Origin of the sequence: Nonomuraea sp. NPDC049419 (assembly GCF_040676995.1) — a bacterium.
In the GTDB taxonomy this organism is placed as follows: Bacteria; Actinomycetota; Actinomycetes; order Streptosporangiales; family Streptosporangiaceae; genus Nonomuraea; species Nonomuraea salmonea.
In genome coordinates, this window is record NZ_JBFAQB010000009.1 from 107,504 (window position 1) to 132,068 (window position 24,565).

At 70.6% G+C, this 24,565-nt stretch carries 26 protein-coding genes and 1 tRNA gene; 10 read left to right on the forward strand and 17 right to left on the reverse strand.

Annotated elements, in window-relative coordinates; genetic code table 11:
* Positions 1-68 precede the first annotated feature (68 nt).
* Positions 69-272, reverse strand: coding sequence for a cold-shock protein (locus AB0K12_RS25995; protein WP_043619750.1), 204 nt, complete (start codon positions 270-272; stop codon positions 69-71).
* Positions 273-495: 223 nt separating this feature from the next.
* Between AB0K12_RS25995 and AB0K12_RS26000 the strand changes: the two genes are divergently transcribed.
* Entirely contained in the window at positions 496-1,293 is a 798-nt protein-coding gene (locus tag AB0K12_RS26000) for a Cof-type HAD-IIB family hydrolase (protein WP_364566254.1), read from the forward strand.
* 30 nt (positions 1,294-1,323) lie between these two features.
* Here the strand turns inward: AB0K12_RS26000 and AB0K12_RS26005 are convergent, their stop codons facing one another.
* Together AB0K12_RS26005 and AB0K12_RS26010 are read right to left on the reverse strand one after the other, a co-directional pair.
* Positions 1,324-1,839 carry a bacterial proteasome activator family protein gene (locus tag AB0K12_RS26005; protein WP_364566257.1) on the reverse strand — a complete coding sequence of 172 codons (516 nt, stop codon included), beginning with the start codon at positions 1,837-1,839 and terminating at the stop codon, positions 1,324-1,326.
* Positions 1,840-1,844: 5 nt separating this feature from the next.
* Entirely contained in the window at positions 1,845-2,801 is a 957-nt protein-coding gene (locus AB0K12_RS26010; protein ID WP_364566260.1) for an NAD(P)H-quinone oxidoreductase, read from the reverse strand.
* A gap of 201 nt (positions 2,802-3,002) precedes the next feature.
* Between AB0K12_RS26010 and AB0K12_RS26015 the strand changes: the two genes are divergently transcribed.
* Positions 3,003-5,213, forward strand: coding sequence for an AAA family ATPase (locus AB0K12_RS26015; RefSeq protein ID WP_364566264.1), 2,211 nt, complete (start codon positions 3,003-3,005; stop codon positions 5,211-5,213).
* Between the two features lies 1 nt (position 5,214).
* Here AB0K12_RS26015 and AB0K12_RS26020 read toward each other — a convergent pair.
* A tRNA-Ser gene (locus AB0K12_RS26020) sits at positions 5,215-5,301 on the reverse strand.
* A 51-nt stretch (positions 5,302-5,352) separates the two neighbouring features.
* On the opposite strand from AB0K12_RS26020, the gene AB0K12_RS26025 reads away from it, so the two are divergent.
* The gene (locus AB0K12_RS26025; protein WP_364566267.1) at positions 5,353-5,676 is read left to right on the forward strand and encodes an STAS domain-containing protein; all 324 of its coding nucleotides are present in this window, start codon (positions 5,353-5,355) and stop codon (positions 5,674-5,676) included.
* Here AB0K12_RS26025 and AB0K12_RS26030 read toward each other — a convergent pair.
* From AB0K12_RS26030 to AB0K12_RS26055, 6 genes are read right to left on the reverse strand one after another with little or no spacing between them, the layout of a single operon-like run.
* Entirely contained in the window at positions 5,665-6,510 is an 846-nt protein-coding gene (locus AB0K12_RS26030; protein ID WP_364566270.1) for an NUDIX hydrolase, read from the reverse strand. The genes AB0K12_RS26025 and AB0K12_RS26030 overlap by 12 nt on opposite strands.
* 12 nt (positions 6,511-6,522) lie before the next feature.
* Positions 6,523-7,257, reverse strand: a complete 735-nt coding sequence (locus tag AB0K12_RS26035) for a M15 family metallopeptidase (RefSeq protein ID WP_364566273.1) — start codon at positions 7,255-7,257, stop codon at positions 6,523-6,525.
* 29 nt (positions 7,258-7,286) lie between these two features.
* Positions 7,287-7,763 (reverse strand): universal stress protein, encoded by a 477-nt coding sequence (locus AB0K12_RS26040; protein WP_364566276.1) that lies wholly within the window; start codon positions 7,761-7,763, stop codon positions 7,287-7,289.
* Between the two features lie 13 nt (positions 7,764-7,776).
* Positions 7,777-8,013, reverse strand: coding sequence for a hypothetical protein (locus AB0K12_RS26045; protein WP_364566279.1), 237 nt, complete (start codon positions 8,011-8,013; stop codon positions 7,777-7,779).
* Entirely contained in the window at positions 8,010-8,444 is a 435-nt protein-coding gene (locus tag AB0K12_RS26050) for a hypothetical protein (RefSeq protein WP_364566282.1), read from the reverse strand. The genes AB0K12_RS26045 and AB0K12_RS26050 overlap by 4 nt, the downstream gene beginning before the upstream one ends.
* Complete coding sequence (locus AB0K12_RS26055) at positions 8,441-10,249, reverse strand: MDR family MFS transporter (RefSeq protein WP_364566286.1); 1,809 nt, start codon at positions 10,247-10,249, stop codon at positions 8,441-8,443. The genes AB0K12_RS26050 and AB0K12_RS26055 overlap by 4 nt, the downstream gene beginning before the upstream one ends.
* A 99-nt stretch (positions 10,250-10,348) precedes the next feature.
* Here AB0K12_RS26055 and AB0K12_RS26060 point away from each other — a divergent pair, with 99 nt between their 5' ends.
* The 3 genes from AB0K12_RS26060 (at position 10,349) to AB0K12_RS26070 (ending at position 13,479) form a co-directional block, all read left to right on the forward strand.
* Positions 10,349-10,909, forward strand: a complete 561-nt coding sequence (locus AB0K12_RS26060) for a TetR family transcriptional regulator (RefSeq protein ID WP_364566289.1) — start codon at positions 10,349-10,351, stop codon at positions 10,907-10,909.
* Between the two features lie 139 nt (positions 10,910-11,048).
* A complete protein-coding gene (locus AB0K12_RS26065; protein ID WP_364566292.1) occupies positions 11,049-12,374 on the forward strand; it encodes a glycoside hydrolase family 6 protein in 1,326 nt (441 codons plus the stop codon).
* A 124-nt stretch (positions 12,375-12,498) separates the two neighbouring features.
* Complete coding sequence (locus AB0K12_RS26070) at positions 12,499-13,479, forward strand: LLM class flavin-dependent oxidoreductase (RefSeq protein ID WP_364566295.1); 981 nt, start codon at positions 12,499-12,501, stop codon at positions 13,477-13,479.
* 335 nt (positions 13,480-13,814) lie between these two features.
* Here AB0K12_RS26070 and AB0K12_RS26075 read toward each other — a convergent pair whose 3' ends face one another.
* From AB0K12_RS26075 to AB0K12_RS26095, 5 genes are all read right to left on the reverse strand, one after another.
* A complete protein-coding gene (locus AB0K12_RS26075) occupies positions 13,815-14,252 on the reverse strand; it encodes a hypothetical protein (protein ID WP_364566298.1) in 438 nt (145 codons plus the stop codon).
* Positions 14,253-14,262: 10 nt separating this feature from the next.
* Complete coding sequence (locus tag AB0K12_RS26080) at positions 14,263-15,336, reverse strand: DUF6745 domain-containing protein (protein ID WP_364566301.1); 1,074 nt, start codon at positions 15,334-15,336, stop codon at positions 14,263-14,265.
* Positions 15,337-15,416: 80 nt separating this feature from the next.
* On the reverse strand, positions 15,417-15,872 hold the full coding sequence (locus tag AB0K12_RS26085) for a hypothetical protein (protein WP_364566304.1): 456 nt from the start codon (positions 15,870-15,872) through the stop codon (positions 15,417-15,419).
* Complete coding sequence (locus AB0K12_RS26090; protein WP_364566307.1) at positions 15,856-16,647, reverse strand: PAS domain S-box protein; 792 nt, start codon at positions 16,645-16,647, stop codon at positions 15,856-15,858. Before AB0K12_RS26090 ends, AB0K12_RS26085 begins: the two co-directional genes overlap by 17 nt.
* Positions 16,648-16,756: 109 nt before the next feature.
* Positions 16,757-19,126: a glycoside hydrolase family 2 TIM barrel-domain containing protein gene (locus AB0K12_RS26095; protein ID WP_364566309.1), complete on the reverse strand. Its 2,370-nt coding sequence runs from the start codon at positions 19,124-19,126 to the stop codon at positions 16,757-16,759.
* 404 nt (positions 19,127-19,530) lie between these two features.
* Here AB0K12_RS26095 and AB0K12_RS26100 point away from each other — a divergent pair, with 404 nt between their 5' ends.
* The 3 genes from AB0K12_RS26100 to AB0K12_RS26110 are packed head-to-tail and all read left to right on the forward strand — an operon-like array spanning position 19,531 to position 20,520.
* Entirely contained in the window at positions 19,531-19,668 is a 138-nt protein-coding gene (locus AB0K12_RS26100; protein ID WP_364566312.1) for a hypothetical protein, read from the forward strand.
* Entirely contained in the window at positions 19,659-19,985 is a 327-nt protein-coding gene (locus AB0K12_RS26105) for a hypothetical protein (RefSeq protein WP_364566315.1), read from the forward strand. The genes AB0K12_RS26100 and AB0K12_RS26105 overlap by 10 nt, the downstream gene beginning before the upstream one ends.
* Before the next feature lie 10 nt (positions 19,986-19,995).
* Entirely contained in the window at positions 19,996-20,520 is a 525-nt protein-coding gene (locus tag AB0K12_RS26110; protein ID WP_364566318.1) for an SMI1/KNR4 family protein, read from the forward strand.
* Here the strand turns inward: AB0K12_RS26110 and AB0K12_RS26115 are convergent.
* Positions 20,517-21,443, reverse strand: a complete 927-nt coding sequence (locus tag AB0K12_RS26115; RefSeq protein ID WP_364566321.1) for an RNA polymerase sigma-70 factor — start codon at positions 21,441-21,443, stop codon at positions 20,517-20,519. The genes AB0K12_RS26110 and AB0K12_RS26115 overlap by 4 nt on opposite strands.
* 128 nt (positions 21,444-21,571) lie before the next feature.
* Between AB0K12_RS26115 and AB0K12_RS26120 the strand changes: the two genes are divergently transcribed.
* Positions 21,572-22,417: an SDR family NAD(P)-dependent oxidoreductase gene (locus AB0K12_RS26120; RefSeq protein WP_364566323.1), complete on the forward strand. Its 846-nt coding sequence runs from the start codon at positions 21,572-21,574 to the stop codon at positions 22,415-22,417.
* Positions 22,418-23,199: 782 nt separating this feature from the next.
* Here the strand turns inward: AB0K12_RS26120 and AB0K12_RS26125 are convergent.
* Positions 23,200-24,165: a hypothetical protein gene (locus AB0K12_RS26125; RefSeq protein WP_364566325.1), complete on the reverse strand. Its 966-nt coding sequence runs from the start codon at positions 24,163-24,165 to the stop codon at positions 23,200-23,202.
* Positions 24,166-24,565 lie beyond the last annotated feature (400 nt).

Consider the following 24,565-nt stretch of genomic DNA (forward strand, 5'->3'; position numbering starts at 1 on the left):
CAGGCCCGACGCAAGCAAAAGACCGGAGCCCGCTGGAAGCGAACTCCGGTCTGTCTCGCTGCTACAGGTCAGATGGCTCGGACCTGAGAGGCCTGCGGCCCCTTCTGGCCCTGCGTGATCTCGAACTCGACCCGCTGGCCGTCTTCAAGGCTGCGGTAGCCGTTGCCGACGATCTCGGAGAAGTGCACGAACACGTCCGGCGCACCGCCGTCCGGGGCGATGAAGCCGAAGCCCTTCTCGGCGTTGAACCACTTGACGGTTCCCTGAGCCATAAAAGCTCTCCCTCAGGATGTGAATCTATGGGACCCACACCTCGTGGGTCCCGGTGTGTCGTACAGCAAGCACCCGGGGTGGCTCAGACAAAGTCATGCTGGTTTTCACTACGGGATCAGCTAATACAACGCCATCACATCTAACACCATTCTGGAGCGTTGGTGTTCCCCTCCCAACGAAGATTTCTGTCAGGCGGCATCACCGGGCAAACTGGAACCTGTTATGCGCAGCCTTCCCGCACCGCGTCTAGTGGCCACCGACCTCGACGGCACCGCGTTGCGTACGGACGGAACCGTGTCTCCCCGCACGGTCGCCGCCTTCGGCAAAGTCGAGGAATCGGGGGCGGTCCTGGCCTTCGTGACCGGGCGTCCGCCCCGGTGGATGGGCGGGGTGGCCAGTGCGGTACGTCACCGTGGCCTGGCCATCTGCGCGAACGGTGCGCTGATCTACGATCTCCATACCGAACGGATAGTGGAATCTCACCTCATCGGCATCGAGGTGCTCGAGGAAGTCGTCGCTCAGCTAAGAGCGAACGTGCCCGAACTCGTATTTTCGGTCGAGTATGAAGCCGGTTTTGCGCATGAGTCAGATTTCCGGCTCGGCGGGTTGGACCGGGCACTCGGAGCAGCGCGTGTGGAATCGGTCACTTCCCGTCCATGCGCCAAGTTGCTCGCCCTGCATCCCCGCATGAACGCCGACGAGCTCCACGCGGCCGTGGACGAACTGGTCGGCCATCTCGTGACCACCACCCACTCCAGCAGCAGAGGGCTGATCGAGATGAGCGCCCAGGGCGTGACGAAGGCCACCGCCCTGGCGGCGCTCGCGGAGCAGCTGGAGATCAAGCCATCGCAGACCGTGGCCTTCGGCGACATGCCGAACGACCTGCCCATGCTGAGCTGGGCAGGCACGTCGTACGCGGTCGCCAACGCGCACCCTCGCGTGCTGGCGGCGGTCGATCACGTGACCGCGACCAACGACGACGACGGTGTCGCGCAGGTGATCGAGAAGCTCTACGCCTGACGGCGGAGCCCTGCGGGCCCTGAGAAGGGCCTACAGGTAGGGGCCCGAACCGCCGTGCGGCCGCTGCGCCTCGTCACCCTGCGGTACCCCGGGCAGCGCCCTGCGCATCTGCTCCAACTGGGCGCGGGCGGCCATCTGCTGCGCGAACAGCGTGGTCTGGATGCCGTGGAACAAGCCTTCGAGCCAGCCGACCAGCTGGGCGTGCGCGATGCGCAGCTCGGCGTCACTCGGCGGAGTGCCGTTGTCGTCGGTGAACGGAAGCGAGAGCCGCTCCAGCTCATCGACCAGCTCGGGCGCGAGACCGTCCTCGAGCTCCTTGATGGAGGACTCGTGGATCTCCTTCAGCCGCTTGCGGCTGGCCTCGTCGAGGGGAGCCGCGCGCACCTCCTCGAGGAGCTGACGGATCATGCTGCCGATACGCATCACCTTGGCGGGCTGCTCGACCAGGTTGGTGACCGAGCGGTCGTCCTCGCCACTATCGCCCTGACCTTGGAAATCGGGGCCCACCACCACGACGTGGGGGGTGTTGTTGTCCTCAGCATTCATAACACTCACCGTACTAGCAGGATCTTGCCGACGTGCTCCCCCGAATCCAACATTCGGTGAGCTTCGGCGGCGTCGGCCATGGGCACCTCGGCGTACACGACCGGGCGTACGGCACCCGCTCCGACCAGGGGCCACACGTTGTCGACCACGCTGCGCACGATGGCGCCCTTCTCGTCGACGGGCCGCGAGCGCAGCGTCGTGGCGTGCACCGAGGCGCGCTTGGCCAGCAGCATGCCCAGGTTGAGCTCGGCCTTGGTGCCGCCCTGCATGCCGATGACCACCAGCCGGCCGCCCGTCTTGAGGGAACGGACGTTCTTGTCCAGGTATTTCGCGCCCATGATGTCGAGGATGACGTCGGCCCGCACCTTGTCGGCGAAGTCCTCCTCGCGGTAGTTGATCACCTCGTCGGCGCCCAGCTCCCTGGCCCGGTCGGCCTTCTCGGCCGAGCCGACGGTGGTGACGACGTGGCTGCCGAGCGCCTTGGCGAGCTGGATCGCGAACGTGCCGATGCCGCTGGCCCCGCCGTGGAGGAGCAGCGTCTCGCCCCTGCGCAGCCGCCCGACCATGAACACGTTGGACCAGACCGTGCAGGCCACCTCGGGCAGCCCGGCGGCCTCGCGCAGCGACACCTGGGAGGGCACCGGCATGACCTGCTGCCAGGGAGCGGCTACGCGCTCGGCGTAACCGCCGCCGGTGAGCAGCGCGCACACCTCGTCACCCGGCTTGAACTGCTCGACGTCCGCCCCGACCTCGGCCACCACGCCCGAGACCTCGAGCCCCGGGTACGGCGACGACCCCGGCGGCGGGTCGTAGAATCCCTGTCGCTGCAGCACGTCGGCGCGGTTGACCGCCGACGCCGTCACATCGATCAGCACGTCTCCGCGCCCGACGGTGGGATCCGGCGCCTCGCGCCACTCCAGCACCTCTGGTCCGCCCGGCTCGACGATCTCAATGGCTCGCATGCGAACCACGGTAGCCGGGCAAAGAAGTTGTGGGTTGCCGGGCTGCGACCGAGCGGGTGGCGTTACCCTGCAATGTATTTGCTGCCCCTTTAGACCCACCCGAGGGGGAACACGGTGGCAAGACACGATCGAGAAGAATCTCTCGAGGAACAGCTCGCCTGGCTTGACGCGATCAAAGAGACGGAAGAGGCTCCCGTCTCCGTGAGCGCGCCGGCCGCTCCGGTCGACGAGCCGGTCGCGTCGCCGTACCCCCAAGACCCCTGGTCGCTCGTGCCGCAGCAGCACGAGACGCCTCCGCAGCCGCTGTTCAGGGCGGCGGTCGACTCCGCGTACGGCGGCCCGGCGACGACCGAGGAGCGCCCGGCGAGCGACTCGGGCGAGTGGCCGGCCAGGTTCACGGCCGACGAGCCGCGGGCGAGCGCCGCGCCGAGCGTGGACGATCCGTTCCTCGCGCCGCTCAAGCCGCTGCCGCGGCCGGACGACACCGACACGTACGCGCTGCCGTTCACCCCGGCAGAGCCGGCCGGCAAGACCGAGGAGAGCACCTGGCCGCCCGCGTCCGACTGGCCCGGGCCCGATGACACGGTCCGGGTGGATCCGCTGCAGGACAGGCCCGCCGCGGAGGACGAGAGCGCCCGAGAGCCGGTCAAGGAGACCAAGGACTCCGGGCCGACCGACACCCAGCCGCGCACCGAGCCCCCGGCTCAGGCCGACGACGCGGAGGAGCCGGCACAGAAGAAGTCGGCACAGGAGGCCGAGGAGCCGGAGGAGCAGCCGGCCGCGCGTGACGACCGTCCGAATTGGTCGTCCGACGTGTCCGAAACCCTGCCGCGCACCGAGCGCCCGCAGTGGGACGCCGCGGAGACGCCGGCCCCCGAAGCCGAGGACAAGCGCCGCAGCGCGCCCGAGACCGACATCCCGCAGTGGGCCAAGGAGGGCTCGCAGTGGAGCCGCGAGCAGTCGGAGGGTCTCCCGCACTGGGACCTCCGCGCGGACGAGCAGCCCGCCGCCACCGAGCCGCCGGACCAGCCCACCAGCTGGGTCGACCCGCCGGAGAAGGCGCCGAGCTGGGGCAAGGCGGCCCAGGCGGACGAGACCCCGGCGGCCTGGGCTCAGGACCCGGCCGCGAAGGACGAGACCCCGAGCTGGGATCAGAAGGACAAGACGCCTGGCTGGGGCCGCGACCAGAAGGACGAGTCCTCGGGTTGGGGTCGCGACCAGAAGGACGAGGCTCCTCGCTGGGACCAGGAGGACGCTCCCCAGTGGGGCAGGGAGCAGCCGGAGGAGCGCCCCCAGTGGGTACGCGACCAGCCGGAGGACCGCCCCCGATGGGCCGAGCAGCCGGAGGAACGTCCCCAGTGGGCCGAGCAGCCCGAGTGGCGTCCGGCCGAGCGGGACATCCCCCAGGTACGCCCGCCGCGCCGCCCGGCCCCCGTGCCCGTGTTCACGGCACCGCCCAGGCCACCGGCGACCGGCAAGCCCACGGCCGAGAGCCTCGACCCGGAGTCCCTGCTACGCGGACGGCGTAACGCCCCCTCCAAGGGCTGGCGGCGCATCGTCTACAAGGCGTCGGGCGGCTGGATCAAGCCGGGCGAGCCCCCGGAGGTGCGCCGCCGCCGCGAGCTGGTGACCCGCGCCCGCACCCCGGTCACCGCGGGACACCACCGCGTCGCGGTGCTCAGCCTCAAGGGCGGCGTGGGCAAGACCACGACCACGGTCGGCCTCGGCGCGACGCTGGCGCAGGTGCGCGGCGACCGCGTGATCGCCGTCGACGCCAACCCCGACCGCGGCACGCTGTCGGACAAGCTGGAGCTGGAGACCTCGGCCACCGTACGCGACCTGCTGAACGAGCGTGACCAGGTCAAGCGGTACGTCGACATCAGGGCGTTCACCTCGCAGGCCCCGTCGCGGCTGGAGGTGCTGGCCTCCGACCGCGACCCGTCGGTCTCCGAGGCGTTCAGCGGCGCCGACTACCAGGCCGTCTCGCAGGTGCTGGAGAACTTCTACTCGATCTGCATCACCGACTGCGGCACCGGCCTGCTGCATTCGGCGATGGGCGGCGTGCTGGGTCTCGCCGACCAGATCGTGCTGGTCAGCTCCCCGTCGGTGGACGGCGCCAGGGCGGCCTCGGCGACGCTCGACTGGCTGGAGGCCCACCATTACGGCGACCTGGTGAGGAACGCGACCGTGGTGCTGTGCAGCGTGCGGCCCAGGTCGAAGTCGGCGGTGGACATCAAGAAGCTGGAGGCCCACTTCGCCGCCAGGTGCCGCGCGGTGATCAGGGTGCCGTACGACCCGCATCTGGAGGAGGGCGCGGAGATCGACCTGGACCGGCTGCAGGAGCCGACCAGGGACGCCTATCTCCAGCTCGCCGCCAGCGTGGGCGACGGTTTCGCGGGGATCCGCGACTGAGCGGAGGGTGTGGGATTCGAACCCACGAGGCCATCGCTGACCTGGCCGCTTTCAAGGCGGCTGCACTCGTCCACTATGCGAACCCTCCTGTGCGGAAACCACGATAGCGGCTGTCGTGGCAGGGGTGTACGTTCAGGTGGTGGCGGATCTCGACGTCGAGGTGCAGCGCGGCGCTCGCGGCGCGCTCGTACGGCTGAGCGGTGACCTCGACAAGCTCACCGCGCCACTGCTCAAGGACACCCTCGTCGCGTTGTTCACCGAGGGCAGGGTTCAGGTGGTGATCGACGCCGGGCGGCTCGAGTTCTGCGACTCCAGCGGGTTGTGGGTGCTGGTGGAGCACCGGCGCAGGGTCGCCGCGCAGGCCGGGTCGCTGGGCATCGTGGGCGTCCACGGGGTCTTGCACCGGGTGCTCGACGTGACGGGGCTCAGGGCCGCCTTCGACCGGGTGGACCTACGCGGATAGTCGTGACAGCAGCCATTTGGGGCCGACGGTCTCGGCGCCCAGCTTCTCCACGCGTTCGCGCAGGCCACGATCCGCCGTGACGACGAGCAGGCGTTCCCAGGGCCTGGCTCGGCGTACGACGTCCACGATCGCGTCGTCGCCGCTGCCCATGGCCGCGACCACCTGGATGCCGGGCACCTCGGGCGCGCTGCGTGCGGCGCCCTCGACGACGGCCACCATGCGCGGATACCACTGCGCCAGCACCGGGTGGCTCAGCCGCAGTCCCGAGACGGCCTCCAGCAGCCGGGTGGCGGCGCCGAGGCGGTCGTTCCACCAGCCCCGCTCGGCCCGCGCGCCGACGATGTTGGCGACGTCGAGCACGAGGGTCTCGGGCTGGAGCGCGCCGCTGATCTCGTCCCAGGTGGCGGCGAAGCCGGGGTGCAGCGCGCGCTGGGGCACCTCGGGCAGGGCCAGCCAGCGCATCTCGTCGCTCTCCGAGTTGGCCGGCGCGGCGGGGATCAGCTCGGGCGACTCGGCGATGACGGTCTCGAACGCCCATCCGCCGTGGTCGTCGCGGTAGACGCCCTGGACGCGGAGCGCCTCCGCCGCCAGCGCGGCCTCCTCGTGGGCCTCGCGCAGCGCGCTGGTGACGGCGTCCTCATGGCTGTCGCGGGCGCCGCCGGGCAGCCCCCAGGTGCCGCCGTGGTGGCAGCGCAGCGAGCGCTTCTGCATGAGCACGTACGGGATGCCGCGATCGTCGTGGTGCACGACCAGGAGCCCGGACGCGCCGTGGACGCCCCAGTGCCGGTGCCCTTGGGCGCATTCGGTCCAGCCGTCGCCGTCCTTCGCCGTCATGAGGGAATCCTCTCAGCCTCCGCCCTTGGAGAAGTGCTGGTAGTCCTTGGCGCCTGACCAGTAGCCACCCCACTCCCAGCCGACCTGGGCGAAGGTCTTGACGACCCGGTCGCCGGGATTAATCACACCTTTACCCTTCATCGGGCGCTTAGTGAACTTTTTCGCGTTGCGGTGGGCGGTGCCGCCGCTCGCGGTGACGTACGGGTTCTCCAGCGGGTTGACGTCGATGGCCTCGCCGTACGCGTGGTTCGACCAGTTGCTCGACCCCGTGGCCCGGCGGCAGTTGAAGGCCGAGGTGTTGTCGGCGTCGATCGAGTCGTAGTCGTCGGCCTTGTACGCGTCGACCAGCTTCATCTGCCGGATCGGCCAGCGGCGGTCGTACAGCTTCTTGAAGACCGTCTCGATGTCGTCGGTCACCGTCTCGCGCACGACCAGCTCACCGGTGTGCGGCTTGCCGTCGAACCCCCAGTACGACAGCGTCACCAGCCGCAGGTCGCGGTAGTGGACGGGGCACCCGGGGCGCCAGGAGTAGGGCAGGCGGTCGCGGGAGACGCGCGAGACCTTCGAGGTGAACGGGGGCGGCCCCGTCGGGCTGGGCGCGGGTTTGGCACGCTCCGACGTCGGTGCGGCAGTGGCAGATTGGGCGGCGGACTCTCGTGGCGGGTCGGCGGAGGCCGCGGGTTCCTCCGCGGCCGCACACGCGGCGGACGCGAGCACCACGAACGCGATGGCGGCAGCACGCTTCATCTCGCCACCATATGCGACGTCGGGCCAGGTCAGGGCACTACCAGCACGGTACGGCGAGCCCGTTTCGCCAGGCTGGCCGCCACCGACCGCCGCCACGAGGAGCGGGAGCGGCCCACCACGATGGCGTCCGCCATGTACGTGCTGGCCAGCGCCTCCAGCTCGCGGGCCGCGTCACCGCGCAGGCTGACGAACCGCCACGGCACCCCGGCCCCGCGCAGCTCCTCCCTGAGGTCCTCGGTCAGGTCGGCCGCCGCGTCGGGGATGATGGGCGACCCGGCGAAGAACCACAGCGTCGAGGTGTTGAGCGACTCGACGAAGGCGACCAGCAGGGCCGCGTCGTCCCTGCGGGCGAGCCCGGCCGCGTACGCGAGCGCGTTGCGGCTCGGGCCCGACCCGTCGAAGCCCACGACGAGCAGGCCGGCGCCGTCCTTGCCGATCTCGAACCGCCCTTCGGGGAGCCTGCCTGCCAGCGGCTCCCACCGCGGGTCCGTGCCACTGCCGAACACGGCATCGCTCGCGTCAGACGTCGGCGTGCCTGCCGCGGTGCGCCAGCTCGCGCAGCGCGTCGGCCGCGTAGATCACCAGGGCCACGAACGAGATCCCGGTGAGGGCGCCGCCCAGCCAGAGGTCGTTGACGGTCGCGTCGGCGTATTCGGCGCCGCGGGGCTGGTAGCCGACCGCGAACGGGGCCGCGATCAGCCACAGGCCGCCGAGGAACAGCAGCACCAGGGCGCCCACGCCCAGTTTGGCCTTCATCGGTGGTCCTCCACTCCGACCAGGGATGCCTTGCCGTTCTGGCGGTGCTCGCCACCGCCCGTACGGGTGTTGAGGTCCTCACGCAGCGCCTCCACGAGCGGGGCCAGCAGGCTCGCCAGCTCGGCGGAGGTGGCCTGCGGCCCGGCGGGAGCGACCGGCACGGGCTCAGGCTCGGGCTCCGGCTCGCGGCGCGGCTTCGGCACGACCAGGCCGCGTACCACGAGCTCCTCGTGAATGGCCGCCACGAAGGCGATCGCGCCCACGACGCCCACGACGGCCACGCCGAGGCCGGTGAAGAACTCCGACCGGGTGACGTTCGTCCAGTCGGCGTCCTCCGGCTGCGTGCCGAGGGCGAAGGGCGCGATCATCAGCCACAGCCCGGCCATGACGGCCAGGGCCGCGGCGACGGCACCCACGAACTTCCGAATCATTGTGTGATTCCTCCTGAGACGAGGTCCTTCTGCGGTGGCGTGGCCTGCGCGATCAGTGCGCGCGAGGTGGGCCGCAGCACGCTCTGCGCGACCGACCTGGCCCGTTCGCGTTCCGAGCGGCCGTCGGGCGGCGCCATCTTGGCGACCGCGGTGAGCAGTGCCGAGCGCTCACCGTCGGCCCGCTCGATGCGCTGGGCGATGAGCTCCAGCAGCAGGCCCGCCAGGACGAGGTCGTCCTTGCTGAGCGGTTGGGGCGTGGGTGCCGCGGGCGCGGCCGAGCCGCGCAGCGGCAGCTCCTTGAGGAAGATCGTGGCGATGAAGCCGAGCAGCGCGATCGGCACGCCCACGATGAACACCGTCTCCAGGCCCCGCGTGAACGACTCCAGCACGATGTTCTTGACCGGCCCCGGAAGGTGCTGGATGGCGTCGGGGCTGCCGAGCTTGACGTCACCGCCGCCGGGCAGCTTGATGCCGGCCGCCGCCAGCATCGCGGCCATCTCGTCCTTGAGCCGGCCGGTCAGGATCGCGCCGAACGCGGCCACGCCGACGGCGCCGCCCAGGGAGCGGAAGAACGACACGCCTGACGTGGTCGAGGCCATGTCGCGCAGCTCGGAGCCGTTCTGCGCGGCCAGGATGAGCATCTGCATGGACAGGCCGAGGCCGGTTCCCAGCACCGCGACGTCGAAGCCGATCAGCCATAGGCTGGAGTCGACGTGCAGCCTGGACAGCAGGAACAGCCCGATGGCCACGATGAGCAGGCCCGCCACGGGGAAGATCTTCCACCGCCCGGTCTGGGTGACGATCTTCCCTGAGATGACGCCGGACAGGAACAGCGCTATGACCATCGGCAGCGTCATCAGGCCCGAGTTGGTCGGGCTGAGCCCCTTGACGATCTGCAGGTACTGCGGCAGGTAGATCATCGCGCCGAACATCGCCATGCCGACGAACAGCGAGGCGAGGCTGGTGAGCACGAACGTCCTGTTGCGGAACAGCCGCGGCGGCAGGATCGGGTTGCGCGCGGTCCGCTCCGAGAGCACGGCCAGCGCCAGCATGAGCAGCGCGGTGGCGGCGAGCACGTACGTCCAGGGCGAGTTCCACTCGAACTCGTTGCCGCCCAGGGTCAGCAGCAGCATCAGCGCGCTCGCGCTGGCCGTGATCGTCGTGGCGCCCCAGATGTCGATCGAGGTCTTCCGCTTGATCCGCGGCAGCTTGAGCACCTTCTGGATGACGAAGAACGACACCAGGGCGAACGGCACGACCACGTAGAAGCACCAGCGCCAGCCCAGCCACTCGGTGTCCACGATGAACCCGCCCAGCAACGGCCCCGCGACCGTCGAGATGCCGAAGACGGCGCCCATGTAGCCGGAGTAGCGGCCACGCTCGCGCGGCGAGACGATGTCCCCCAGGATCACCTGCGACAGAGCCGACAGACCACCGACACCCAGGCCCTGGATGGCACGCGCGGCGATGAGCTGCCCCATGTCCTGCGACATGCCGGCCACCGCCGAGGCCGCCACGAACAGCACCAGAGCACTCTGGAAGAGCAGCTTGCGCCCGAAGACGTCGGACAGCTTGCCCCACAACGGCGTCGAGACCGTCATCGTCAGCATGGTCGCGCTGGCGACCCATGAGTACTGGTCCTGACCGCCTAGTTCCCCCACGATCGTCGGCAGCGCGGTGCCCACCACGGAAGTCGAGATCATCGAGGTCAGCATGGCGAGCATGAGCCCGGACAGAACCTCGAGGATCTCGCGGTGGGTGTAGTGCCGCTTCGCGGGGGACGCGGCCGGTGCGTGCGCTACCAAGACAACACCACATCCCCTTCGTTCATTTTTGCCCTCGATGAGTATACGCCCGTTTACTAGCCGCGCGGTAAGTGGGTGACCGCCGAGTAGAGTGCGTTCATGAGTCCCCAGGTGACTGAGGCCAGGCCGCGCGACCGCGAGGCCACCCGGGAGCGGATCCTCCAGGCGGCCCGCGCGCTCTTCGGCGAGCAGGGCTACGAGCAGGTGACCGTACGCATGATCGCGGCGGCGGCCGACGCCAACATCGCGCTGGTCGGCCGCTACTTCGGATCCAAGGCCGGCCTGTTCGGCGCCGTGCTGCAGGGCGAGCCGAGGTTCAGCGCCCTGTACGAGGGCGACGCCGAGGACCTGCCCAGGCGGCTGGCCGAGTACGCCGCCGAGCGCATGCACCAGCCGCCGGACAGCCCCATCCTGCGCACGCTCGAACGCTCGGCCATGCACCCCGAGGTGCACGCCGTGGCCAGGGAGCGGCTGATCACGGCGGTGCTGGAGCCGCTGGTCGCCCGGCTTGAGGGGCCCGACGCCCGCGCGCGGGCCCGCATGGCCACCGCGGTCCTGCTCGGCATCGGCGCGACGCGCCGCCGCCTCGGCCCCCAGCAGCCCACGCCGCAGGACGTCGACCGGCTCACCGCCGTCTTCAAGGCGTGCCTGGCCGGCTGAAACTTTCACCGCCCGCACCCGTTCCGACCTGCGGCGCAGGGTTCGAGAGCGATCCGATGTCTTTGTCATGTACGGGGGCGCTTTCTACGATCCACGGAAGCCCGTGGGAGCGCTCCCACATGACGGACGGAGATCGTTCATGTCTCGCAGAAGGCCCGTGTTGGCGGTGCTCCTCACAGCGGCCGCCATGGCCGCGGCGGGGGCGGTCGTCGTCGCCGCCTCGTCGTCCACCGCCCAGGCCGCCGACTCCGCTTTCTACGTGGATCCCCAGACCAACGCCGCCAAGTGGGTGGCGGCCAACCCAGGTGACAGCCGGGCCGCGGTGATCAGGGACCGGATCGCGGCCGTGCCGCAGGGCCGCTGGTTCGCCACTTACAACCCGAGCACCGTACGCGGCCAGGTGGACGCGTACGTCGGCGCCGCCGCAGCGGCCGGCAAGATCCCGATCATGGCCGTGTACGCCATGCCCAACCGCGACTGCGGAGGCCCCAGCGCGGGCGGCGCTCCCGACCACGCCTCCTACCGCGCCTGGATCGACCAGATCGCCGCCGGGCTCGGCGGCCGGCCGGCCACGATCGTGCTGGAGCCCGACGCCCTGGCCATCATGACCAACTGCATGAACGGCTCGGAGCAGGCCGAGGTCAAGGCGTCCATGGCCTACGCCGGCAAGCGGCTCAAGGGCACGTCGTCGCAGGTCAAGGTGTACTTCGACATCGGCCACGACGCCTGGCTGTCCGCCTCGGAGGCCGCGTCCCGGCTCAACGGCGCCGACGTCGCCAACAGCGCCGACGGCATCGCGGTCAACACCTCCAACTACCGCTCGACGCCTGGGCTGGTGTCGTACGCGAAGAGCATCATCGCGGCGACCGGCGTCTCCAGGCTGAAGGCGGTCATCGACACCAGCCGCAACGGCAACGGCCCGTCCGGCAGCGAGTGGTGCGACCCGGGCGGCCGCGCCACCGGCATCTGGAGCACCACGGAGACCGGCGACTCCGCGATCGACGCCTACCTGTGGGTCAAGCCGCCCGGCGAGGCCGACGGGTGCATCGCGCAGGCCGGGCAGTTCGTGCCGCAGCGGGCGTACGACCTGGCCATGGCCGCGCCCGAGCCCACGGTCTCGCCCACCGTCACCGTCTCGCCCACCGTCACGCCGACGACCGGGCCCGAGGGGTGCTCGGCGACGTTCAAGGCGATCAGCCAGTGGTCGGGCGGCATGCAGGGCGAGGTCACCGTCACCAACACCGGCGGCGCGGCCACCAGCGGCTGGCGGGTCGGCTGGACGCTGCCGTCCGGACAGACGATCTCCCAGCTGTGGAACGGAAACCTGTCCGTCGGCGGCGGCTCGGTCACCGTCACCAACCTGAACTGGAACGGCAACATCGCCCCCGGCGCGACGACCACGTTCGGATTCATCGCGAGCGGCGGGTCCGGCGGCCCGTCAGGGCTCACCTGCACCACCTCCTAGCGCTCACGCGCACCCGGCCGAGCCCTCGCCCGACGCCTGCGGGGGCTCGGCCCCATGAAATAACCGCGCAGGCGCCGCTGTTGACCACCACCAGGTCACCCCGCTCTGCGAAAGGCGCTCACTCATGGCTCTGCCGCTGTCCATCCTCGATCTGGCGCACATCGGCGAGGGCGAGACGGCCGCCGACAGCTTCGCCGCCAGCGTGACCCTCGCCCAGCGGGCCGAAGAGCTGGGCTACCAGCGCATCTGGTACGCCGAGCACCACAACATGGACAGCATCGCCTCCTCCGCCACGAGCGTGCTGATCGCCCACATCGCCGCTCACACGCGGACGATCCGCCTCGGCGCGGGCGGCATCATGCTGCCCAACCACTCGCCGCTGACCATCGCCGAGCAGTTCGGCACCCTGGAGACGCTCCACCCCGGCCGCATCGACCTCGGTCTCGGCCGCGCGCCCGGCAGCGACCAGCAGACCATGCGCGCCCTGCGCCGCACACCCTCGTCGGCCGACTCGTTCCCGCAGGACGTGCTGGAGCTGCAGGGCTACCTCACCGGCGAGACCCGCATTCCCGGCGTGCACGCCACCCCCGGCAGGGGCACCAACGTGCCGCTCTACATCCTCGGGTCCTCGCTGTTCGGCGCGCAGCTCGCCGCCGCGCTCGGCCTGCCGTACGCGTTCGCCTCCCACTTCGCGCCCGCCGCGCTGGAAGAGGCCGTCGCGCTCTACCGGCGCGACTTCAAGCCGTCGGCCCAGCTCGACCGGCCCCACGTGATGGCCGCGCTCAACGTGATCGCCGCCGACACCACCGAGGAGGCCGAGGAGCAGTTCCTGGCCTCCAAGCGGCTGCGGGTCACCCGGTTCCTCGGGCGCGGGCGCACGTTCACGGACGACGAGGCCGACATGATCCTCGAGTCCCCGGCGGGGCAGCAGCTCGTGCAGATGGCCAAATACTCGGCCGTCGGCGACCCCGCCGAGGTCAAGGCTTATGTCGACCGATTCGCCGAGCACGCTCAGGCCGACGAGCTGATCGTGGCCTTCTCCGCGGTCGACAGGAAGGCGTGGCTGCGCTCGGCCGAGCTGCTCGCCGAGGTCCACGCCTCCTAAGGCCGGTAGGCGGGGCCACGTCGCCGCCCTCCAGGCAGGGCGGGAAGCCGCGGACGTCCTGGGCGGTGAAGCCGTTGGACAGCAGGAGCCGGATGTTGCGGACCTTCGTCACCGCCTTATGCCTGCTGCCCCGCCGCCACGGAAAGGCCGCCGTCCACGCGGCGGCGAACAGGTGCGCCGCGGCCTGGCCGATCCCCGTGCCGCCTCCGGTGATGACCACGCCCTTGCCTGCCAAGCTGCTCATGAACGTCCTCTCGTCGGTGAGTGGACGTGAAGCTGAACGTTGACCCGGGCGTCAGGGTCGAACCGCGGCCTGCCGCCCGGGTGCGATGCCGCTAGTCGGCCACCAGGCGGGCGCGTCGGCCCTCGTGCTCGCGCTGGCGGCGCACCACGTACGTGCCCGGTGCGCAGCCCGAGCCGCCGTGCTCCGGATGCAGCAGATAGACCGGGGCCGAGGCCGAGAACACCCCGATCGCCAGGCCGTCGGCGTCCGAGATGTTCACCGTCCAGCGGCAGGTGCCCGGCTCGGCGACCAGCGTGTGCGGGTTGCCGCCCGCCGCGCCGCGCAGCAGCTCGACGCCCTCAGGCGGCACGGCCTGCCAGCGGGGGTCGTCGCGGATCTGCACCGACGCCGCCACCAGCCGCAGCGGCACCACGATGAGGTCGCCCTGGGCCTGCGGGCCGTCGAGCACGGGGATCTGGATCGACTGCTCCAGGTGGTCGAGCACGGTCAGGCCGGTCTGCCGGGCCAGCGTGGCCAGCGTCACTGTCATGAGCATCACCTCAGGTTCTGCGTAGGAGTTGGGCGTACTGCTCGCCGGACAGCCCGTACGTCCAGCCGGCGGCGGCGAGCGGATCGTCGAAATGGCCGGGCACGGTGAGGCCGTACTGCCTGCGGCGGCCGTCGCGCTCGACCGAGCCGTTGACCGCGAGCAGCACCCGCGTGTCCCGGCGCATGTCGTAGAGGCGCAGCTCCGCGCCCGCGTTGCCGGGGTCGGGGGCGGCGGCGACCAGCCGCAGCTCGGCCCGCGCGATGTAGGCGGGCCAGCCGAGGCGTTCGATCGCGCAGCGCCTGACCTCGACGTTGGGCTCGGCGGAGATGCGCTCGGGGGTGGGGTCGTGGATCACCCAGGACGGGATCCTGGTGCCGTGCCAGGCGTAGGTGGCCCAGCCGTCGGCGTACCGTGCCGATGGGCCGTCCGCGTGGTGCGGGCGCTGCTCGCCGGTCGCCGTCCACGTCTCCGTGTGCAGCTCGGCGGGGCGTTCCGACATCACGCACACGTGCTCGGACGGCCACCACCAGTGGCACGTCGTGGCCACGGCCGTCCACAGATCCACCTGGCGGGCCAGCTCGGCGGGCAGCTCCACGCCGGCGATCCGGCGCAGCGCGTCGCAGTGGGCGATCCAGGAGACGCACATCGTGCGGTACCAGGTCTGGTGCCGCGACGCCTCGTTGTGCGCGAGCTCGACGGGCGGCAGCAGGCAGCGGCCGGCCGTGTTGAGCAGTGGCTGGTGCACCTCGCGGCGCAGCAGCACGTCGACCGGGCGTCGCGCCGGGCGTACGCGGGCGTGCACCGCCCCGTACACGCGGTGGCGCAGCGCCGCGAACCTGGCCGGCAGCGGCCACGCGTCCACCCGCTCGACGCTCTGCCCGGGCGGCAGCCCGGCGGGCACGGTCGCGAACGCGGCGGCAGGCGAGGTCACCCAGTGGAAACGGGGTGGGGACAGACCGATGAACCGGTAGAGATCGGAGACGGCGGCTTCCGCGGCCCTGCGGTCCGCGGGCCGCGTCGAGAGCGCGCGGCCCAGCCATCGGTCACGGAGCGAAGCAGCTTCCCGCTGCAGGATGTCGCTCACCGGGCGAGGGCGGAGGCGCCCTCCTTTCGCATGATCATGAAAGAAATGGTGACAGAAGGGGACGCCCTATGTCCACCGGATCAGTCGGCCAGCCGGTGCTGGAGCTGGTAGGGGCCGGTCGTCTCCGAGGCGGGCGCGGGAGCCAGGCCCGCCGCGAGCAACTGGGCGCGCAACGCGATCACCGTACGTTCGAGCGCCCGGATCTGCGCCTGCAACCTGCGGATCTGGTCGCGCATCGCCGTGGACATGTCCTGCTCAGTAGTCAGGTCGGCGCTCACCTGCTCCGCCTGGCCCTGCATGCGGGCGAGCTGCCGCTCCAGCTGGCTCAGCGCGTCCTCGTAGATGGTCTTCGCCCTGGTGTACGCCTCGGCGTCCACCTTGGAACGCTCCAGCTCCGCTTGCCGCTCCACCTGCAGCAGTGCCGCCTCGTGGGTCTTCCTGTTGGCGTCCGTGGCCGATCGGAAGGCGAGGTACGCCACGCCCAGCGGGACGACCCCGACCGCGACCTGAATGAGGACCTCAGTCAGACTCGACATCGCCGGCTCCTCCCACGAGCCTGATCACACCGGTGTAGCCGACGCCGTCGTCGCCCCGCCAGGTGTTCACCGTCAACGCGATGGGGATCTCGCTGCCGTCGCGGCGCAGCCCCATCAGCCGGATGATCCGCCCGGACAGCGCCGATTCGCCCGACGACCGCACCCTGGTCAGCCCCGCCAGGTGCCGCTCGCGCAGCCGGGGCGGGATCAGGATCGTCAGCGGCCGGCCCACCGCCTCCTCCGTGCTCCACCCGAACAGCGCCGCCGCCTGCGGGTTCCACGACTGGATGACGCCGCCCCCGTCCGCCACCACGATGGCCGGCCCGCCCCGGCACCCCGACGTCAGCCGGTGCACCGCGGCCGCCTCCGGCCAGGTGGCGATCAGCGCGATCCAGCCGCCGAATGCCAGCCACACCGCCCCGGCCACCCAGCCGCGCGGATTGTCGCCGGTGAACGTGGAGATCAGGTGTACCAGGCCGTACAGCAGGAGCAGCGCGGTGGCCACCGCGAACGCGACCCTGTCGGAGCGCAGGAACATCTGCACCAGGCACAGCACGCCCGTCAGGCACCAGGCCAGCGCCCACACCGGTATCGGGGCGATCGTGGTGAGCATCGCCTGACCGGCGGCGGCCCGCTCGCCGCCCTGCCTGAACGCGAGCGACGCGGCGATGGCCAGGCACAGCAGGCCCACGAACGCCAGCGACGCGCCGCGCCGGCCGATACGGCGCAGGACGCGTGCGAACAAGGCCGCGGCGACGGAGTCTCCGTTACTCACGGTCGTCACATTAATACATGGGGTCAGCCTCGGATGACGTTGTCAGCGAGCGTCGCCCGCACGTCTCCCCGATCGCCGGCGGAGGGTGCTTCCCGGCGTTGCGGAGGAGTCACGCGCCGGCGTCGGTCAGGGTCGTCGGCGGGAGGTTCCACGCGTCCAGGCGGATCCGGCGATCCTGCGGCGGCACGCCGTCCCAGGTGGCGTGGAGCACGCGTTCCTCGCCGGGCAGCAGGTCGAACGCGTTGTCGTCCCAGCGGGCCCAGCCGGGCGCCGCTGCCGGGCGGGCGTCGAGCAGGCGGACGAACGGCACCACCGGGCCCGCCTCGTGGCGCAGCCGCAGCGTCCAGGTCGTGTCGCCGGCCTCCAGCTCGGTGGTGACGCGGGCCTCGGGCAGCGTGAGCAGGTCGGCGAAGCCGGAGCCTGCGGTCAGGACGTACCGGTTGGTGATGGTACGCCGGTTGGTGATGGTACGGCCCTCGCCGCGTACGGACAGGTCGAGCACGAACGTCCCCGGCCCCGGCGCGCACGTGATCGTGCCGACCTCGCCGGGGGTGGCGGCCGTCCAGCGCCGCTCGGCCCGCACGCCGCCGTCGAGGCCCAGCACGCGCGCCTCGACCTCGGCGGGACCGCCCTCCCACCAGGCCCAGACGACCGCGCGCAGCTCGTCGATGCGCGGCGCGGGCAGCGCCGCGCACACGTGCTCATGCCGGTACGCCCGGCGCACGTAGTGGTAGGCCGCCTTCGGCTCGCCGAAGTAGTCCACGGACGCCGTGCACCAGCCGTTCGGGAACGACTCGTTGAGCTGCCACGGCAGCACCCCGCAGCTCTCGGGGCGGCGCCTGTTGGCCTCGACCGCGTACCGGAGTCCGTCGGCCTGGAGGAACTGGCTCGCCCGTGACAACGTTCCCAGGTCCTCGATGGCGTCGCCGAACGCGGCGCGTACCAGGGGCTCGTTGTTCCACCAGCGGCCGAGATGGTCCCAGACGGGGTTGCGGGTGGTCGGCAGGCGGCGCTCCGAGGCCGGCACCACCGACTCGATCGCCCGCAGGTTGCTCATCCCCTCCACCCCGAACTCGCTCAGCAGCAGCGCCCTGCCCTCGTCATAGAGGCGGTAGTGGTCGTCCAGGCCCTGGTGCTCCCACGGGCCGTGCACGTCGTGGTGCTCGGGCCCGGTGCGTACGCTCTCCAGCGTGTTCCCGAACACCGGCCCCGTCGGGGACGTCGGCAGCCAGTGCCGGTCGGGGTCCAGCCGGGCCACCACGCCGTGCAGCGCCGCCGGCACCGGCGAGTCCGCGTCCTTCAGCGGCACGCCGTCGGCCCGCTGCAGCTCGTTGCCGCCGCACCAGATCGCGAGGCTCGGATGGTTGCGCCGCGCCGGGACGATCCGCTCCGCCTCGGCCGTCATCCTGGCCACGAACGCGGGGTCGTCGCTGGGCAGGCTCTCCATGCCCGAGCTGGACTGGGCGAACTCCTGCCAGACGAGGATGCCGTACTCGTCGCACAGGTCGTAGAACGCCTCGCTCTCGATGAGCCCGCCGCCCCAGACGCGCAGCATGGTGACGCCGGCGTCGCGGGCGAGCGTGAGGAGGTGGCGGAGTTTGTCCTGGTCGACGGCGCCGTAGAGCGCGTCGGCCGGCACCCAGTTCCACCCCTTGATGTCGGTGGGCCGGCCGTCCACGGTCAGCCGGTACGGGAGCGCGTCCGCCGGTGCCCCGGGATCACGGGTGAACCGCACGTCCCTGAACCCGATCCGGGTGTCACGCCGATCGCTGACCTCGCCTTTCGCGTCGCGCAGGATCGTGGTGAGGGTGTAGAGGTGGGGCTCGCCGTGCCCGTTGAGATGCCATCGGCGGGGATTGTCCAGGGTGAGGGTGGTACTGCCGTGAGGCGGAACGCCGGCCTCCGCCACGATCTCGCCTTGAGCCGTCCGAAGAGTCAGTTCAGCCCAGCCCTCTTGATCGGACGCATCCGTGTCGAGCTGAACGGCGACCTTCCCGATATTTCCCTCAATGCTCGTCCGCGCCCACACATCAACCAGCCGCAGCGCCTTGGTGGTCCGCAGCCGCACGGGCTGCCACAACCCCTGATGCACAAGCCGCGGGCAGAAATCCCACCCATACCCCATGCGCCCCTTGTGCACCTTCACCTTGGCCGTGTACCCGACCTGCGGCTCACTGACCGGCGCCGGCTCGACCACGACGGCCAGCGCATGCTCTCCCCCCAGCCGCCCCGTGACCTCGACCACGAGCGGCACGAACGTCCCCTCATGCACCGCGACCCGCTCCCCGTCGAGGTGAACGGCCGCCGCATAGTCGATCCCGTCGAACTCGAGAAAGGCCCGCTCCCCGGCCGCGAGTCCGGGCGCGACCAGCCGCGTCCGATACACCCAGGTCCGCTGCGAAACCCACTCGGACAACATGCTCTGCCGTCCGACGTACGGACTCACCGCCTCCCCGGCCGCGACCAGATCAGCAAGCACACTCCCCGGCACCTTCGCCGGCACCCAGCCCCCGGTGTGCCCCTCCCGGGCATGCAACTGCGCCCGATGCAACTGCCAGTCATCCCCGAGAAACCCCCGAAGCTCCCACCCCTGATCAAGAACACGTACGGAGGACATGGGCGCCTTTCGGATGTGGCAACGTTCCCACATGATGCTAGGGGCGTCCCCTCCCCGAGGTCAACGCGAAGCGCTTTCCAGCGACCGTCGGGAACGGTGCCGAGCGGGGGGACAGTGCTTGTGTGTGGACATGTCACTACGCGCACGGATACGTGATGGGGATGCCGAGGCGTTCGAGGTGTCCGAGATCAGCAGGCCGGCCCGCACCCCGCGCCGCTTGCCCCGCCCTCCTGTTCCCCGCGCTGGCCCTGGGTGTGGCGGCGGCCGTGGGCGTCCCGGTGGTGCTCAGCGGCGGGACGCCCGCGTACGCCGTGTCGAAGAACGCCGACGGCACCCTCACCATCACCATCGACCAGGCCAAGGATCCCGAGCCCCTGGAGGCCACGCTCGGGGCATGGGCGTGAACGCCGTGGTCGACTACATCCCCAGCGGGAAGCGTTGCTCGCCACAGCCGCGCAGCACGAGCTTCCTGTCCCGGCAGGAGGCGCAGCACCCGGCCGACGGCAGGCCGTTCCTGATCTGGCCGTCCACTGAGCCGGGGTTCCGCATCGATCCGGCCGCGGTCAAGCCGGGACAGACGGCGGTGCTGGAGTTCAGCGTCTCGGACGATGCCAAGGTGGCCGGTATCTGGGCGAACCTATCGAACGGCCCCGTCGCATCCTGCACACTCGTGGACAGCGACGAGGCCCCGCTCGGCCCTCCCCAGGGCTGGGACGACTGAAGGATCTTTCATGGCGATGGACATCCTGTACGCATGGTCCGAACGCATCGGCGAGCGCCGCACTCGTGACCCGCTGGGTGAGCTGCATCCGCCGGCCACCGAGGCGGAGGTGCGGGAGGTTGAAGAGCGGATCGGGGTGGGGTTGCCGCCGAGCTACCGGCAGTTTCTGCTGGTCGCCAACGGCTGGGGCAGCGACGATGACTGCCTCCTGCTGTCCGTACAAGAGGCCGGGTGGCTCCGTGACGTCGATCCGTCGAGGGCCGAGACCTGGTCGGCGGCCGCGAGCGTTCCCGACGAGCTCTATTTCGTCTACGGACCCGAGCAGGACTCCAGTCATTATCGAGGGGAGTACGTGCCCGGCACCTTTCTGGCCGGTTACTGGGACGACGGCGTGGCGCTGCTGAATCCCCACGTCAGGACCGCCGAAGGTGAGTGGGAGGCCTGGTATCTCGCGCCCTGGAAACCTGGTGCCACGCGCTACCGGTCCTTCTGGGATCTCGCCATGGACGAGCTGCGCCTGCGCTACCCGGCTTAACGGTTGCGGCGGACCTGCTTCTTCTCGTCGATGACGGCGAGCGCGTCGGCGATGGGGCCGAGGTGGGTGAGCTTGTCCGGGTTGACGATCGAGCGGATGGTGTGGATGCGTCCGTCCTTGATGTCGAGCGTCCAGACGTTGAAGATGCGGCCGTCGCGGTCGCGGATGATCGCGCCCGGCTGGCCGTTCACCTCGGTCGGCTCCAGCACCGCGCCGATCTGGGCGAACGGCGGGACCATGACGGCCAGCACCTTGGCGACCTTCGTGTCGCCGAACAGCGGGATCGTGCTGCCGATCTTGCCGGCTCCGTCGTTGACCAGCTGCACGTCGGCGGCCAGCAGTTCCTGCAGCCCCGCGACGTCCCCCTCGCGCATCGCGTGGAAGAAGCGGCCGGCGAGCTGGTCGCGGGCCCGGCGGTCGGCCTCGAAGCGGGGCCGGCCCGCCTCCATGTGGCGGCGCGCCTGCACGGCGAGCTGGCGGCAGGCCGCCTCCGACCGGTCCACGGCGGCGGCGATGTCCCGGTAGCTGAAGGCGAACACCTCGCGGAGGACGAAGACCGCGCGTTCGAGCGGGCTGAGCCGCTCCAGCAGGATCAACGCCGCCATCGACAACGAGTCGGACAGCTCCGCCGACCGCTCGGGGTCCTGGTAGGGGTCGGCCAGCAGCGGTTCGGGGAACCAGGGCCCGACATAAGCCTCACGCCGTACGCGGGCGGAGCGCAGCACGTCGATCGAGATCCGCGTCACCGTCGCCGACAGGAACGCCTTGGGCGACTCGGGCCGGGTCGCGGAGCCCTCGTAACGCAGCCAGGCTTCTTGGACGGCGTCCTCGGCCTCGCTCACGCTGCCCAGGATGCGGTAGGAGATCGCGAAAAGCAGCGGCCTCAGTTCCTGGAACTCCTCGACGCGGGTCACGCCGACCATTGATATCACCATTCCGGACAAAAGGAGCATGTGTCGCAGCTCACACGCGCCGGGTCTCACAGCTTCAGGGGGCTGCCTCGTCTTGGAGGTTGGAACGGCTGATAGCGGCACACCACAAGGAGCACATCATGCAGAAGGTCTGGTTCGTCACCGGCTCGTCCCGCGGCCTGGGCCGCAACTTCGTCCAGGCCGCCCTGGAGCGCGGCGACAAGGTCGCCGCCACCGCCCGCAGCACCGAGAGCCTGAAGGCGCTGGTCGACACCTACGGCGACGCCGTGCTGCCCCTGGAGATGGACGTCACCGACAGGGCCGGCGTCTTCGACGCCGTGCAGCGTGCCCACGAGCACTTCGGCCGCCTCGACATCATCGTCAACAACGCCGGGTACGCCCAGGTCGGCGCCGTCGAAGAGCTCACCGAGCAGGAACTGCGCGACCAGATGGAGACCAACCTGTTCGGCGCGGTGTGGGTGGTGCAGGCCGCGCTCCCGTACTTGCGGGCGCAGCGCTCCGGGCACATCATCCAGCTGTCCTCCGCCGCGGGGATCATCGCCATGCCGCTCGGGGGCGCGTACCACGCCTCCAAGTGGGCCCTCGAGGGCCTGAACGAGGCGCTCGCCGGCGAGGTCGCCGAGTTCGGCGTCAAGCTGACCATCATCGAGCCCGCCGGGTTCGCCACCCGCGACGGCAACAACCCCGACCCCCTCGCCAACGGCCACATGGCCAAGCCCGACCCCGCCTACGACGGCCTCCGGCAGCGGCTCGGGGCGATGGCCGGCAAGATGCCCGCAGGCGACCCGGCCGCCGCGGCGCAGGCCCTGCTCAAGCTCGTGGACTCCGACAACCCGCCGGTGCGGGTGCTGTTCGGGAAGGGGTTCCAGCCGATGATCGAGCAGGCGTACGCCGCCCGCCTCAAGACCTGGTCCGACTGGCAGGACCTGTCCATCGAGGCCCACGGCGACCTCGCGGCTCGCTGACGTGGATGATCGCCGACCCGCCGCCCGGGACGACCCGGGCGGCCGGCGCTCACTTGACCGTAGAGTTCGCCCATGGCCACGTCGCCCCCGGTCCCGTTGAGATGCAGCAGGAGAAGCGTGGTCTCCGGTCCTGGACACCGCAGCTCGGTCAGGGATTCAAGCCAACCGAACGCCACCGACATTCCCGCGCCTCTATCGTGCCGCCCGTGACGGATCACGACTGGTCGGACATACGGGCCCGACTCGCCCGACTGGCCGCCACACCTGGTGTCGGCGCTGTGTTCGGATCTGCGAGCCACAACCGGACCCTTGAGCCGCTGCTGGGAGCCGCCGACCCGGCTGAAATGGAGACGCAACTCGCCGTGGAACTCCCCGCCGAGTAGCGCTCCTTCCTGCTACAGGCAGGACGCGGCGGAGCGGGCCCCGCGTACGGACTCTTCCCCGTGCATCGTGTGGACGGACGCTGGCGGTGGGAGGGCGACGGCGCCGACCTCACGGACCTGAACACGCTGCACCAGCCATCCCCCAACTCCGCCATCCCGCGTACGCAGGTGCACGCGACGGCCGTGGTCGCAGAACAGAAGACGGTCCCGTGGACGCACGCCAAGGCGCGCGTGGCGACGCTGCGCGCTGTTCACCGGCTGCGCCGAGTTCACCTTGGTCAGGGCGGCGTGGAGCGGGGTGAACGTCCCCGCGCGGAGCGGCGAGCCGACCTGCCCGTAAGACCGCCGGGCGACCCTTGTCCGGCATGGAGCGGCCGCCGGGCAAGGGTCTCCCGTGACCTATTGGAACGCTTCGTGGAGCTGCGTCATGGTGCTCTCGACGCGGCTCTTGTTGCCGACGACCACGTAGGTCTCGTAGTTGCGCTCGTTCCCCTCGTCCATGGCGCCGCTGGGGCTCGTCACCTGGATGGTGTTCTCGGCGAAGTGGCCGTTGTAGTCCATGGGCGGGCGCGACATCGTGTAGTAGTACGCCTCGTCGCCCTGGACGTCGGGCTTGACGTACATGCCGAGGCAGTAGTCCCCGTCAGCTGTGCAGCGGACCATGGGGTCCTTGCTCGTGTGCGACTGCGCCGGCTGCTCCGACAACCGCCCCAGCCGGGGGCTGTAGGAGAAGACCTTGGTGAAGTCCGGCTGCAGGTAGGCGACGAAGGCGCTGCTGAAGTGGTCGTACGGCTCGTCCTCCGAGGTGATCGTGGCGGCGGCGCGGAAGACGTTCTCCAGCCCCTCCGCGTCGTGGTCGGGAGCCATCTCGATCTTGGTCTTCAGCCAGTACGGCGACAGGCCCATCGTGTACGGCACACGCGCCGGCTGGCGGTCGGCGGGGCGGCAGCCGCCCCAGCCCGGCTGCGTGTCCTTCAGGGTCATGAACATCGCCGGCCGCTGCTCCGTACGAATGGAGGCGCCCGACTTGGCCATGGTGTAGAGCGCGCTCGTGCTGGGCCCGTGGTAGGGCGGCGGCTTGCCGTCGTCGTCCCTGCGGGCGCCGGCCTGCGTGGGGTTGTAGCACTCGCTCGCCTCCTGGCCGTCCTTCCAGGCGTGGAAGGCGTACTGGAAGGCCGCGCCGTGGCCGCCGCTGGAGATGAACTCCTTCTCGTTCACCTTGACCGACGCGATCGCGCCGGCCAGCGCCGTCGACGTCGTGACCGACAGCTCGTTGCGCCCGTCGACCAGCGCGGACACCGTCACGTCCGGAAAAGTCCGGTCGTAGTTGTCCTTCGAGGCGCACTCGGTCTTGTACGTGAGCACGAAGTCGTCATAGGTCGCACTGCCGCGTGCCGGCGGCACACACGTTGTCGGCACGGCCGTCGCCGCCGCCGGTAAGGCCACCGGAGTGGCCACGGGAACAGCCACTGCAACCATGCCCAGGACCGCCGCCGACACGGCCCTTCGTCGGTTGGATGTCATGATCGGATCGAACCAGGTACGGGGACCGCGGCCGCCTCTGTTCATGAAAGCCGGAAATGTTGGCCGCGCCAACACCTACGCTGGTCCGACGTGGATCGTAAGGGTAGTCAGATGACCATCGAGGGCCGAGGAAGTGGACGCTTGTCAGCAGAGGTGTTGGCAGGCAAGATCCCAGAATTGTCCTGATAAGCACGAAGACCCGCTCCCAGGAATCCCTGGCCGTATGGCAGGGAGCCTTCAC

What these genes read in the sequence shown, in the direction of transcription:
- AB0K12_RS25995 (WP_043619750.1), bottom strand. Translation starts at nt 272, where the DNA reads ATGGCTCAGGGAACCGTCAAGTGGTTCAACGCCGAGAAGGGCTTCGGC.
- AB0K12_RS26000 (WP_364566254.1), top strand. Translation starts at nt 496, where the DNA reads ATGCGCAGCCTTCCCGCACCGCGTCTAGTGGCCACCGACCTCGACGGC.
- AB0K12_RS26005 (WP_364566257.1), bottom strand. Translation starts at nt 1,839, where the DNA reads ATGAATGCTGAGGACAACAACACCCCCCACGTCGTGGTGGTGGGCCCC.
- AB0K12_RS26010 (WP_364566260.1), bottom strand. Translation starts at nt 2,801, where the DNA reads ATGCGAGCCATTGAGATCGTCGAGCCGGGCGGACCAGAGGTGCTGGAG.
- AB0K12_RS26030 (WP_364566270.1), bottom strand. Translation starts at nt 6,510, where the DNA reads ATGACGGCGAAGGACGGCGACGGCTGGACCGAATGCGCCCAAGGGCAC.
- AB0K12_RS26035 (WP_364566273.1), bottom strand. Translation starts at nt 7,257, where the DNA reads ATGAAGCGTGCTGCCGCCATCGCGTTCGTGGTGCTCGCGTCCGCCGCG.
- AB0K12_RS26045 (WP_364566279.1), bottom strand. Translation starts at nt 8,013, where the DNA reads ATGAAGGCCAAACTGGGCGTGGGCGCCCTGGTGCTGCTGTTCCTCGGC.
- AB0K12_RS26050 (WP_364566282.1), bottom strand. Translation starts at nt 8,444, where the DNA reads ATGATTCGGAAGTTCGTGGGTGCCGTCGCCGCGGCCCTGGCCGTCATG.
- AB0K12_RS26060 (WP_364566289.1), top strand. Translation starts at nt 10,349, where the DNA reads ATGAGTCCCCAGGTGACTGAGGCCAGGCCGCGCGACCGCGAGGCCACC.
- AB0K12_RS26065 (WP_364566292.1), top strand. Translation starts at nt 11,049, where the DNA reads ATGTCTCGCAGAAGGCCCGTGTTGGCGGTGCTCCTCACAGCGGCCGCC.
- AB0K12_RS26070 (WP_364566295.1), top strand. Translation starts at nt 12,499, where the DNA reads ATGGCTCTGCCGCTGTCCATCCTCGATCTGGCGCACATCGGCGAGGGC.
- AB0K12_RS26075 (WP_364566298.1), bottom strand. Translation starts at nt 14,252, where the DNA reads ATGACAGTGACGCTGGCCACGCTGGCCCGGCAGACCGGCCTGACCGTG.
- AB0K12_RS26085 (WP_364566304.1), bottom strand. Translation starts at nt 15,872, where the DNA reads ATGTCGAGTCTGACTGAGGTCCTCATTCAGGTCGCGGTCGGGGTCGTC.
- AB0K12_RS26105 (WP_364566315.1), top strand. Translation starts at nt 19,659, where the DNA reads ATGGGCGTGAACGCCGTGGTCGACTACATCCCCAGCGGGAAGCGTTGC.
- AB0K12_RS26110 (WP_364566318.1), top strand. Translation starts at nt 19,996, where the DNA reads ATGGCGATGGACATCCTGTACGCATGGTCCGAACGCATCGGCGAGCGC.
- AB0K12_RS26115 (WP_364566321.1), bottom strand. Translation starts at nt 21,443, where the DNA reads ATGGTCGGCGTGACCCGCGTCGAGGAGTTCCAGGAACTGAGGCCGCTG.
- AB0K12_RS26120 (WP_364566323.1), top strand. Translation starts at nt 21,572, where the DNA reads ATGCAGAAGGTCTGGTTCGTCACCGGCTCGTCCCGCGGCCTGGGCCGC.